Source organism: Candidatus Desulfovibrio trichonymphae, assembly GCF_002355955.1.
Taxonomy (GTDB): domain Bacteria; phylum Desulfobacterota; class Desulfovibrionia; order Desulfovibrionales; family Desulfovibrionaceae; genus Desulfovibrio; species Desulfovibrio trichonymphae.
The window spans coordinates 1,222,098-1,233,492 of the sequence record NZ_AP017368.1; the positions used below are offsets into that span (position 1 = coordinate 1,222,098).

An 11,395-nucleotide genomic window follows, 5' to 3' on the forward strand; every position below is an offset into this window, starting at 1 on the left:
CCCCCTGACTCCACAATCTTTCAAAAGTAGCTAAGGTCTGAACATATCCTTTCCGTGGTGCAAGAGTACCAACCACTAGAAAAGATGGGATGCGCCCAATTGACGTTAATACGGATTCTACATCATGTGGAAAGCCTGTAGATGGAGATAAATTTCTATATCTGCTCCGTTATGAGAATATCAAATTTTTAAATTATCAAGCTGTGATGGTGTATTTTCTTTTACATAAGATCTAAAATTATCTACAATTGTCTGCGAAAGACAAATAATACAGTCACCTTTTATTATTAAATTAATCAATTTTTTGAAATAGTTAACAAAAATTTCAAGGAATATTCCTTTTATAAAAATACAGAAAAATTATGCAGAAAATAATTAATTGTAACACCATTACACTGCATTTCACGATACATACTATCATAAATATCAATATCATCTAACAAAATATCTAATCCAACATAAATATCACCTAGATAATAATTCACTTCTATATCTTTGAAATCAAGAGAGGAAAATTTACCAGAAATTTTATAATAAAATTCAAATGGTAAATAATATTGTTTTTTAATAAAATCAAAATATACTAGTATAATATCATAATCTTTATTATGTCTACATAATAAAGACACCAATAATGCTCTATTGACTCTCTGAATACCTGTTCTATCGTCGTTTAGATGCAATATAGATATATCTAATATTATTTTTTTCTTAATATTCCTAGGAGCAAAATTTTTGACAATCAACTTTGAAAATGTTCGCATTTCACTCTCAGAAATATCGCCACCAGAAATACGTGCTACATTTTGTATCAAATCTGCGACAATAACTTCGTTGTTCAGATAACATCGCTGCTGATTACAGCTCTTCGACGATTGTGAAGTGCCCAATAGATTCTCCAGAATTTCTAGCGTATTTTGAGCAGCTGTATCCCAATCAAATTCTTTCACATAATTAATATCTTCAGATAACTCAGACAGAGCCCCGCTGGGCCATATTGTGGAAATAGCGAATACTCTAGTATCATCTAGAGACACTTTTTTAAAAACATCTTGTCGCAATCTCTCAGAGCTTGTCAAAATAAAACGACTTCTTTTATAAAAATCAAGCTCTTTGGCACAACGACTGCTCTCTTGAGAACAATTATCCAGTGTGAGCACATCAAATAAGTCATTAAGTACTGCAACTGTTGGTACAGATGTGTCAAAAATGCTCAAGGCAAAATCCTGATCATCTATCCCATCAACAAAAAGGGGGAACCTGAGAAGAAAATCTGGCCTGAAAGACAATAAAAAGCCTCATGCACACGCCCTTTTATTTCCCAATATTGCTGTTTTGCTGGTGCATATCCTAAGGAAGTGTATGACATAAACACGAATATTTTCAGGCGGCAAAACTTCGCGAAAAATCTTACGAATATAAGCAATGGAATTTAAAAAATTACTGTCTAAAGCAAGAAAAATATCATACTTACCTTTATTTCTGATAATAGACTGTAATAGTAGCATGTTATAACAGATAATCTCACGATTTTCACTTTCAATCTGAGCATGCTGCTATAACAATACACATTATTTATTGCCTTTATATAGTGTCATTTTACATGCCTTAGAAAGTGCAGAATAAATACGATATTCACAATCAGAAATCATTTTTTCATGCAAACAATCTTGTTTAAGAATCTTCTCTCTCAAAATTATTTTCAAATAAAGTACATAGTCTATACAATAATTTACACAGTATTTCAGTAACATTTTTTATCTTAGAAAATTTAAAAATATTAAAAGAATTCGCCTCAGTATCATATGTAAATTAGATTTGATTTTACGAAAAATACATAACAAAGATAATTTCTTTTTTTCAAAAACTGCTTCTTCACGGGATAACAACATGACCTTTAACAAATTATCATACTGCTCAGCCAGTTGCCGCATACTTATACCGTAAGACTTTGAAAAAGCCACATCAGTATGTTACCCCCTATGCTGGAATTTTTCTGCGCAACCGCGGCGTAATCCGGGCTTGCAGCAGTTAAAATATTTAAAATGGAAAACTACAAAGCATTTTGTTTTTCTTCGTTGAGTCGTAATGTCTTTACTCTTTCAAACACGTTGGTATGAACAAAATATGATAGCAGAACTGGAGGGATTGGTTTATGCAGTAATAAGGCTCAAACTCTCATTATGACATTTCTTAATATACGAAACTGCATCACTCTTTTCTATAGATGAACAAATATGGTACGCTTCAGAGTCTACTGATACATCACAATACCGTGTGCTTCAAAATCTATTGAATCCAATAATGACAATCATTCACCGCGACCACAGCCAAAATCCAGCGCAGGCGCACTCGGGTAAAATTTTTTAAGGTCTAAAATAAAAAGCAAATAGATTTTAAGCCTATCTTATGATTAGTGCACGAGAACCTCGAAAACGAGCTGCAAAATTATTATATAAATTATCCATTAGTTATCAACCTATCCAACTTTACAATTAATCTATTTCAGCGCTTTCCTTATCTCCCGCAAGATACCAGCCACCGCTCCCACATCCGGCTCGGCCCAGCGCACGCCGGGCATGGTGTACGTAGCTTGCGGATCATTGACCGGCACAAGCGTATACGGCACGGCACGGCACGGCGAAATATTTTCCGGATTCCCGCTTTCGCGTGAATGACAATAGGACATAAAATCCATATTGCCGGACCATCCGGTGGCTATCACGGGCAGGCCGTGCAGCATGGCCTCCTGTATGGTCAGGCCATAGCCTTCTGAACGGTGCAAAGAAATATAGACATCCGCTCCGGCATAGAGGTCAGCCATGCCCTGTTCGTTCAACCGACCAAGACAAAAGCGGATGTTGGGAGCATCGGCGGCGGCCTGCAGTTGACGCCAGGCATCCTGATTCACTTCTATATTGCTGGCTTTCAGCACAAGGTGCGCGTCCGGCGAGTCACCAAATGCCTCTTTGAACGCGGCAATGACAGCAAGCGGGTTTTTCCGGGCAAAGTTGCTGCAGCAGTCAAAACAGTACAGCACGGTGAAGGGCTGTTCTTTAGAGCTTCTGCCGCGTAAAACAGCCAGCACTGCATGCGGGTGCACAAACACAGACTTTGTCGTGTACTTGCGCACGGCGTTTGCAACAAAATTACTGGGAACCTGCACTTCATCCAGCCAGTCAAGACAGCGCGTCCAGAACGCGGGAATGTCTTCAAGCTCCCACGCCCAATAAGCGACAACGCGCTTGCCGGGCAGGAACTTGCGCACAGCCCACAACACAAACATAAAGACCGGCGGATTAGCGTGGATGACCACAACGCCCGGCCCTGCATAGCGATTCAGGGCCAAAAGCGGCAACGCGCCTTCCGGCAACAGGCCCTGTACCGAAGCAAGCGGCAGCAGACGCGTCACGTCCACAGCATGCACGACACGGCCATGTTGCCGCAATTCCTGAAAATACAGCCGCGCGGACTGGCCCAATCCTGTGGGCGCGGTAAAAAAACCGACAACATACGTCGGGCCTGCCGCCTGTGCATTGCCCGACTTGTTCCTGTGCAGCAATAAACGGAACAGTTCCACGGAAAGGCAGGCGCGCAGAACAGGCGGCAGGCTGTACCAGACAAAACGAAGCAGAGGGCGCAACGTCATAGGCCTACCCCGCCTCCAGCAGCATGGCGTTCACAATCTCGCCGGGGAGCACGCCGGAGGCATGAAGGTTTTTGACAGATTATTAGCGCCTGCCAGACGCAGAGCACACAGACACCCATCCGGTAGCGGGAACAGCCCGATCTACCTGAAAAATATACAAGAACAATAATCAATTGAATACCCCGATTGAATACCCCGCGTGTATCGCGACAGATAATATCGAACTAGGCAGGTGTGTCAATTATTTTTGACACCTGTTTTTTGCCCTTTCAAGCTCGCCGTTCGCGCGGCAAACGAAAAACGCGGGCGCTATGAATAAAAACGCAGACCGGGCGCGGAGGGGATCATGCCGGCCTGCGCGAGCTTGTCATAAAACAGGCGCAAACCCTGTTGTTCTTCCTCGCCGAGGCTGTACACAAGGCCGTTGCGGTAATAGACGAGCAGCTCCTCGCGGGAAAGCGGGCAGCCGTAGCCGGTGAGGTTCAGAATCACGTCCATGTGCGCCATGCCCCAGTCCCGCGCGCGGCGCAGCAATGCGCCGGGATCGTCTGCGAAAAGCTTTTTTTCCACAGCGTCGCGGCTGATCACCCACAGCCCAAAAATGAAGGGCAGGTCCGTCCATTCCCGCCAAGCTTCGGCCATATCCACACGGCAGGGATAGTCGGGATGATTGCGCAGACGCAGGGCCTCGTCGCCGATGGCAAGAAAGGCCACGGGCGGCTCGGCCGAGCGCAGGGCCTGCGCGACGGACCCTGTGGAAAACGTGACGTCAAGATGATAGCGAAAGCGCATAAGCAGACGCAGGAGGGCCACAGACGTGTGGGTTTCGCCGCTGATCAGAATCTCGCGCCCGTCCAGGTGCTCAACGGGCAGGTGCGAAAGCAGCAGCACGCTCATGACAGGGCCGCGCGAGCCGATGGCAAGATCATTCACGAGATAATAGCGGTCCGGCCTGCATGCGTATTCAAAACAGGAACACGAAGACACATGCAGCTCGCCCCTGGCCATCATGTCGTTGAGTAACGCCGGAGGTCCGGAAACAATTTCAAAATTGTGCGGCAGAATGCCCGCTTCCAAAGGATGATAAATGGGCAGCACGTTGAGGTAGCCTATGCGGCCCATGCGCAATGCGGCAGAATTCACGCCTCCCCCCGCAGCAGTTCCAGGCCCGCGCGCGCTTCATACGCGAAAAGACGCCCGCCCGTCAAAAAACAATGCAGAAGCGCGAGACGCCCGTCTTCAAGCGTAAAGGCGGCAAAACGGCAACTGGTTCCGCCGATATCCGCAGCGAGAATGCGCCGCGCTGTATGTACCGTCATCTTTTTAATTTTTCCCCTTCGCGGAACCGCGCAACAAGATGCAGGGCGGCTGCGGCATCGTCCGGAGCGATGAAGCGCGCCTGCGCCCGCGCGCGGAACCAAGTCAACTGGCGTTTAGCGTAGGCGCGCGTATTTTGCAGCCAAAGCCTGCGGCATTCCTCAAGGCTGGTATACCCCATAATATGCGAAAGGCTCTCTGCCGCGCCGATGCCGGACCATCCGGGAGCACCGGGATTATCGCAACGTTCAAAGGCATGCATTGCCTCGTCAAGCGCGCCCGCAGCGAGCATTTGATCAATACGGCGGGCCAGGCGCGGCGTCAGGACAGACAGAGCCGCATTCAGCACAAGCAACGGCCCCCGGCACATCGGGGACGCCATGGCGTGGACGTGCCACCAGCTGAAAGGCCGACCGGTGGAGCGCAGGACTTCCAGCGCGCGCAGAATGCGCTGTTTGTCGTTGGGGTGAATACGCGCGGCATACCTTGGATCGGCGCGGCAAAGTTCCGTATGCAGAACGATCGAACCCTCTTTTTCCAGACGATCAGCAAGCTCCGCGCTCACGGCCGCATCCACAGGCGGCACGGCGGCGATGCCGCGCAAAATCGCCTGAAAATACAGGCCGGTGCCGCCGACCAGCAAAGGAGTTTTGCCGCGCGCGAGGACGCCGCGCACTTTTTCAAACGCTTCCCGCGCCCATTGCCCGGCGCTAATTTTACGGTCTGTAGGCAAAAAACCATAAAGATGATGGGGGCAACGGACGCGTTCTTCCGGCGCAGGCTGCGCCGTGACAATCGGAAAATCGGCATAGACCTGGCGGGAGTCGGCGTTGATCACTTCACCGTTGAACGCCTCAGCGAGAGTAAGGGCCATCGCGGTTTTGCCCGACCCTGTCGGCCCGGCCAGACAAACGACGGCAAGGGCATCTCGTTCCGTCACGAAACGCGAAATCCGCCATAAGAAGGCCCAAGGCAGGGCGTACCTTGCCGCACTTCGCCCTTCTCGTATTTTTCCATCAGTTTCAACCGCACATTGTCCGGCACAATGCCTGTGACATCCGCGCCCTGGCTGGCCGCCGCCTTGACAATAGTGGAGCTGATGAACAGCCACTGATAGTCCGTCATCAAAAAAACCGTCTGGATGCGGCGCTGCAAACGACGATTCATCAGGGCAAGCTGAAATTCATACTCAAAATCGGAAACAGCGCGCAAACCGCGCACCAGAGCGCAGGCCCCGCGTCTTGCCGCGTATTCCACAGTAAGACCGGAAAACGGCTCCACAATGACGCGTCTTTTGTTTTTCAGGGCTTCGCGGGCCATCTCCACACGCTCTTCATGACTGAAAAGCGGCAGCTTGGGCGTATTGTCCGCCACCGCCACAATAACCTGATCAAAAACGTCGCCGGCGCGCCGGATCAGGCTTAAATGGCCGTTTGTCAGAGGATCAAACGTGCCGGGATAAAGAACTGTTTTCATGGCGACATCCAGATACAGATACGGGTTCTGCCGAAAAAACGCTCTGCCGACAGCGTGAGCGGAGCAGGCAGTTCAAACACGGCCTTTTTTTCAATTTCCGCCGTAACAAAGGCCCCAGAGGCCAGCCAGGCATTTTCAAGCAAAGCCGTCAACGACGGCGCAAGCAAATTTTTGCCGTACGGCGGATCCAAAAAAACCAGATCAAAGGTTTCCGTCGCAGGACGTTGCAAAAAATGCAACGCGTTTGCGCACACAACGCGCGTTTGCGCGTGAACCCCCAATGCCGCGACATTCTCACGCAGACAGCGCACGGCATGGACCGCGTTTTCAACAAAAAGCGCGCGTGGCGCGCCGCGGCTCACGGCCTCAAAGGCCAGACTGCCGCTGCCGGCAAAAATATCCAGCGCGCGCGTTGTCTGCCAGTCAATGCCCCGTGCTGTGAGCATGGAGAACAGTGCTTCGCGCGTTCTGCCCATGGCAGGGCGAAAACCCTCCCCGCTCACGGTATTAAGTCTGCGTCCGCCCAGGGTTCCTGCAATAATGCGCACGAAGATTCCACTACAGTTGTATATGTCCGCGTCCAGTATGCCCGTCATCAGACACCGGCGCAAGACCCAAGTTGCCTTCGCGTTGCGACGCACATATACTGCCGTCATCGTCGCCATTTTTTTGCACCGCTGAGAACGTCGTGCCGTGGAGAAACCATGCCTGAACTGCGACAGAATATTGTGGATGATCTGACTTCCGTGACGACCGAATCATGGCGCACATTCCGGATCATGTCGGAAATGGTGCAGGCGCTGGACACGCTCAACGCCCTGAATGTCAACTGTATTTCCATTTTCGGCTCGGCCCGCGCCGCTCCGGACAGCATTCAATATCAGGACGCCGAAAAAATCGCACGCCTGCTGGCGGGCGCGGGATTCGGCGTCATCACCGGCGGCGGCCCCGGGATCATGGAAGCGGCAAACAAAGGCGCGTGCGAGGCAGGGGGCGAATCCGTCGGACTGCACATCCATCTGCAGCATGAACAGAACTGCAACAACTATGTGAAAACCCGCTGTGATTTTCGCTACTTTTTCATCCGCAAGTTCATGTTCCTGAAATACGCCATGGCCTACATCGTCATGCCCGGCGGCATGGGCACCATTGACGAGTTCTCCGATGCATTTGTGCCGGCGCAGACAGGACGCACCCGGCCGATCCCCATCATCCTGTACGACTCCAGCTTCTGGAGCGGCCTACTCGAATGGATGCGCACATCCATGAAAGACGTCGGCTTTATTCGTGAAACGGAAATCAGCAAACTCGTCACCGTTTGCGACACGCCGGAAGACGTGATCAGCCATCTGCGCAAAATCATTTCGTGTAGACAAACCGAAACCTCTCTGCATGTATCGTCTGATTGTATATAAACCAAGCCCGCATGGCTGGTTGTGACAGCCTTGCCGCACGTTTTTGAACCGTCCGGGCCGGTGCCCGCCCCGCCTGCCGGGCGCACGTGGGAAGGGCTTATGGACATGGCCCTCGCGCTTGCCCGTAAAGGCGCCAGCGCCGGCGAAACGCCTGTGGGCGCCCTGCTGGCCGGCCCGGAAGGACATGTTCTCGCACAGGCCCATAACGCGCCCATACGCCTGCACGACCCCACGGCCCACGCGGAAATACTGGCGTTACGCGCGGCCGGGGCAAGGCTTCACAATTACCGCCTGAACAACTGTACCCTCATTGTCACGCTGGAGCCCTGCCCCATGTGCGCGGCGGCGCTTGTGCACGCGCGGGTGGGCGGGCTTGTTTTCGGCGCGGCGGACGCGCAGGCCGGCGCCGTGATTTCCCGCGCGGAATACCTGGATGTTCCCTTCTGCAACCACAAAGTCTGGCATATGGGCGGCATACGGGCGCAGGCCTGCGCCGACCTTCTGCGGGATTTTTTTGCCGCGCGGCGCGCGGCCGGATAAATGACGATGTGCCGGGTACGCCGGGCTTGCGACCTGCGTGACGCAGAACCTCTGTTGACCGAAGGACAAAGCCCCATATATACTGCATGCATGCAAATCAAGCCCATATTGAGCCGTCTTCCCGCGCTGGAGGTGACGCCCTTCGGCCCTGCCGGCCCGGAGGGCGAATACCGCTTTTTTGCCCTGCGCCTGCCCCGTCCCAGCTGGAAAAACTGGCGGCCCGGCCAGTTTCTTATGTTGCGGCCCGCCGCTTTCGGGCTTGAACTGCCTTGGGCAAGACCCTTCAGCATCTGTCATACGACTGCCCGTTGCCTGATATGTTTTTTTCAGGTTTGCGGACGCGGCACGCGGCGCATGGCCCAGCTGAAACACGGCGACGAGGTGAACGTATGGGGCCCGCTCGGCAACGGCTTCGCCGTGGAACCGGACAGCCAGACCCTGTTGCTCGCCGGAGGCATGGGAATTGTGCCCTTTGTGGGCTATGTCAATGCGCATCCCAAACCGTGGAATACAAGCATGCTTTTTGGTCATCGCGAACCGTTGAAATGCTACCCTGTTGACAACATCCACGAATACATACCGCTGGACAGCCTGCGCGAAACAACGCCCGGAGAACTGGACAATTTTATCTTCACCTTGAACGAACGCATGCGTGACTGCGCGGAACAAAACGGCCTTGTGCTGGCCTGCGGTCCGCTGCCCTTTTTGCAAACTGTGCGCAACTTCGCCAGGGAACTCAAGGCGCGCACGCAGATTTTGCTTGAGAACACCATGGCCTGCGGTGTGGGGGCGTGTCTTGGATGTATGACCAGAACAAGCGACGCCTGGCCGACTCCGGAAAAACGCGGCGGTCTTGTGCAGGCTTGCCGTCAGGGGCCTGTATTCTGGGCTGATCAGGTAAAATTGTAAAATTTATGGATATCTCAGTCACCCTGCGCGGGCAAACTCACGATCTTGCCCTCAAAAACCCGGTGCTCACGGCGTCCGGCACATTCGGCTGCGGGCTGGAATTTGCGCCCTACGGCGATCTGAAAAGTCTGGGCGGCATTGTGGTGAAGGGCATTTCGCTGCTCCCGCGTGAAGGCAACCCCTGCCCGCGCGTTGTGGAAACAGCAGCCGGCATGCTCAATGCGGTAGGGCTGCAAAACGATGGCGTGGAAGACTTTTGCGCGCACAAACTGCCGTCCCTGCCCTGGCGGGATACGCCGATTATTGCCAATATCTATGCCGCATCCACGGATGAATTTGCCGATCTTGCCGCCCGCCTGAACGTGGAAGACGGTGTGGCCGCCCTGGAAATCAATGTCTCCTGCCCCAATGTCGCCAAAGGCGGCGTGCTTTTCGGCCAAGATCCGGTGCTTACCGCCGCCGTCACGAGCGCTGTGCGCAAGGCCGCGCCGCGCAAGCATGTTATGGTCAAACTCTCGCCGAACGTCACGGACATAGCGCTCATGGCGAAAAGCGCGGAAGACGCGGGTGCGGACAGCGTTTCGTGCATCAATACCCTGCTCGGCATGGCTGTTGACCTGCGCTTGCGCCGCCCAAAGCTCGCCAATGTGCTGGGCGGTCTTTCTGGCCCGGCCATCAAGCCTGTGGCATTGCGCTGCGTCTGGCAGGTCGCGCGGGCCGTGCGTATTCCCGTTGTCGGCGTAGGCGGCATTGTGAACGCCCACGACGCGCTGGAGTTCATCCTGGCGGGCGCGCACGCAGTACAGATAGGCAGCGGCAATTTTATGCGCCCGGACTGCGCCTTTACTGTGGCGGCACAACTGCCGGCAGCCTGCGAAAAAATCGGCGTCAAAAGTATGGAAGAACTGCGCGGAACCTTGCAAAACGGGTCAGCCCTACAACGCAAACACCCGGCAATGGCATGACGCTATCAATTATTCCGGTATGTTCCAAACAGGAATTCACAAGTTTTATCAACCTGCCCTTTGCTGTCCACGCGGCTGACCCGCTGTGGGTGCCGCCCCTTAAAAATCAGGAGCGTGCGCTTTTAACGCCGGGCGCACATCCCTTTTGGAATTTTGCAGACAGGGAGCTTTTTCTGGCGTTGCGCACCGGACGACCCGTGGGACGAATAGCTGCCATTGTGGATAAAAAATACAACGACTTTGCCGGAGAGCAGTGCGGGGCTTTCGGCTTTTTCGAATGCGAAAACGACGGACAGGCCGCCCATGCTCTGCTGGAAACAGCGCGCGGCAGCCTTGCCCGCGCGGGCATGGCCTTCATGCGCGGTCCGCTGAACCCCTCCACAAACTACACCTGCGGCCTGCTGGTGGACGGCTTTGAAAAAGCCCCGACAATCATGATGCCTTGGAACCCGCCCCGGTATGCCGAAATGCTGGAGACATGGCTTTTGCGCAAAGAACAGGATTTATTTGCCTGGCTTATTGAGCGCACGCGATTTTCTCTGCAGGATCGGCTGCGGGATGAAATAACCCGCATCAAAGCCGAGGCGCGCTTCACACGCCGCTCGTCCTCAAAAGCGACCCTTGCCGCGGACATACGCATCATGCTTGACCTCTACCGCGAATCCTGGGCAGACAACTGGGGCTTTTCGCCTCTTTCCGAAGCCGAAGCCGGGCAGCATGTCAAGGAACTCAAGGAGATACTGAATCCGGAATTTTTCGTCCTCTTTTTCCATAACGACGAACCGGCCGCCGGCATGGTGGCGCTGCCGGACATGAACCCCCTGCTCAAACGCCTGAACGGCAGGCTGGGCGTCGCCACGCCTTGGCATTGGTGGCGAACAAGGGAGCAGATCCGCAGCGGGTACAGAATAATTCTTTTCGGCGTCAAAAAGGAATTCCGCCTGCTTGGCCTGCCCTTGCTGCTTCTGGATTACATGCTGGAAAAAGCCCGCGAAAATCCGGACTTTCAATGGGTGGAAGGCTCCTGGGTGCTGGAGGACAATACGGCCATCAATGACCTGCTTGAAGATTTTTCCGGTATAATCACAAAACGCTACCGCATTTACCGGCGAGAAATCGCATAA

At 52.7% G+C, this 11,395-nt stretch carries 12 protein-coding genes; 5 read left to right on the plus strand and 7 right to left on the minus strand.

Going from position 1 to position 11,395, the window contains the following annotated elements; genetic code table 11:
* Nucleotides 1–341: 341 nt before the first annotated feature.
* The 7 genes from RSDT_RS05975 to rsmD all read right to left on the minus strand — a co-directional run bounded on the left by RSDT_RS05975 (nucleotide 342) and on the right by rsmD (nucleotide 7,083).
* Nucleotides 342–1,217: a hypothetical protein gene (locus RSDT_RS05975; protein WP_145954819.1), complete on the minus strand. Its 876-nt coding sequence runs from the start codon at nucleotides 1,215–1,217 to the stop codon at nucleotides 342–344.
* 1,283 nt (nucleotides 1,218–2,500) lie between these two features.
* Entirely contained in the window at nucleotides 2,501–3,649 is a 1,149-nt protein-coding gene (locus tag RSDT_RS05980) for a glycosyltransferase family 4 protein (protein WP_096399998.1), read from the minus strand.
* 309 nt (nucleotides 3,650–3,958) lie between these two features.
* Complete coding sequence (locus RSDT_RS05985; RefSeq protein WP_096400589.1) at nucleotides 3,959–4,771, minus strand: menaquinone biosynthetic enzyme MqnA/MqnD family protein; 813 nt, start codon at nucleotides 4,769–4,771, stop codon at nucleotides 3,959–3,961.
* Nucleotides 4,772–4,788: 17 nt separating this feature from the next.
* Complete coding sequence (locus RSDT_RS05990) at nucleotides 4,789–4,968, minus strand: hypothetical protein (protein WP_096400000.1); 180 nt, start codon at nucleotides 4,966–4,968, stop codon at nucleotides 4,789–4,791.
* Nucleotides 4,965–5,906: a tRNA (adenosine(37)-N6)-dimethylallyltransferase MiaA gene (miaA, locus tag RSDT_RS05995; RefSeq protein ID WP_172414421.1), complete on the minus strand. Its 942-nt coding sequence runs from the start codon at nucleotides 5,904–5,906 to the stop codon at nucleotides 4,965–4,967. Before miaA ends, RSDT_RS05990 begins: the two co-directional genes overlap by 4 nt.
* Nucleotides 5,903–6,442 carry a pantetheine-phosphate adenylyltransferase gene (coaD, locus tag RSDT_RS06000; protein WP_096400002.1) on the minus strand — a complete coding sequence of 180 codons (540 nt, stop codon included), beginning with the start codon at nucleotides 6,440–6,442 and terminating at the stop codon, nucleotides 5,903–5,905. The genes miaA and coaD overlap by 4 nt, the downstream gene beginning before the upstream one ends.
* Nucleotides 6,439–7,083 carry a 16S rRNA (guanine(966)-N(2))-methyltransferase RsmD gene (gene rsmD, locus RSDT_RS06005; RefSeq protein ID WP_331712855.1) on the minus strand — a complete coding sequence of 215 codons (645 nt, stop codon included), beginning with the start codon at nucleotides 7,081–7,083 and terminating at the stop codon, nucleotides 6,439–6,441. The genes coaD and rsmD overlap by 4 nt, the downstream gene beginning before the upstream one ends.
* A 63-nt stretch (nucleotides 7,084–7,146) precedes the next feature.
* On the opposite strand from rsmD, the gene RSDT_RS06010 reads away from it, so the two are divergent.
* The 5 genes from RSDT_RS06010 to RSDT_RS06030 all read left to right on the plus strand — a co-directional run bounded on the left by RSDT_RS06010 (nucleotide 7,147) and on the right by RSDT_RS06030 (nucleotide 11,395).
* Nucleotides 7,147–7,857 carry an LOG family protein gene (locus RSDT_RS06010; RefSeq protein ID WP_096400004.1) on the plus strand — a complete coding sequence of 237 codons (711 nt, stop codon included), beginning with the start codon at nucleotides 7,147–7,149 and terminating at the stop codon, nucleotides 7,855–7,857.
* Between the two features lie 21 nt (nucleotides 7,858–7,878).
* Nucleotides 7,879–8,397, plus strand: coding sequence for a tRNA adenosine(34) deaminase TadA (gene tadA / locus RSDT_RS06015; RefSeq protein WP_331712856.1), 519 nt, complete (start codon nucleotides 7,879–7,881; stop codon nucleotides 8,395–8,397).
* Between the two features lie 90 nt (nucleotides 8,398–8,487).
* A complete protein-coding gene (locus RSDT_RS06020; protein WP_096400597.1) occupies nucleotides 8,488–9,306 on the plus strand; it encodes an iron-sulfur cluster-binding protein in 819 nt (272 codons plus the stop codon).
* A 5-nt stretch (nucleotides 9,307–9,311) separates the two neighbouring features.
* Complete coding sequence (locus RSDT_RS06025) at nucleotides 9,312–10,271, plus strand: dihydroorotate dehydrogenase (RefSeq protein WP_096400006.1); 960 nt, start codon at nucleotides 9,312–9,314, stop codon at nucleotides 10,269–10,271.
* Nucleotides 10,268–11,395, plus strand: a complete 1,128-nt coding sequence (locus RSDT_RS06030) for a PI-PLC domain-containing protein (RefSeq protein WP_096400008.1) — start codon at nucleotides 10,268–10,270, stop codon at nucleotides 11,393–11,395. Before RSDT_RS06025 ends, RSDT_RS06030 begins: the two co-directional genes overlap by 4 nt.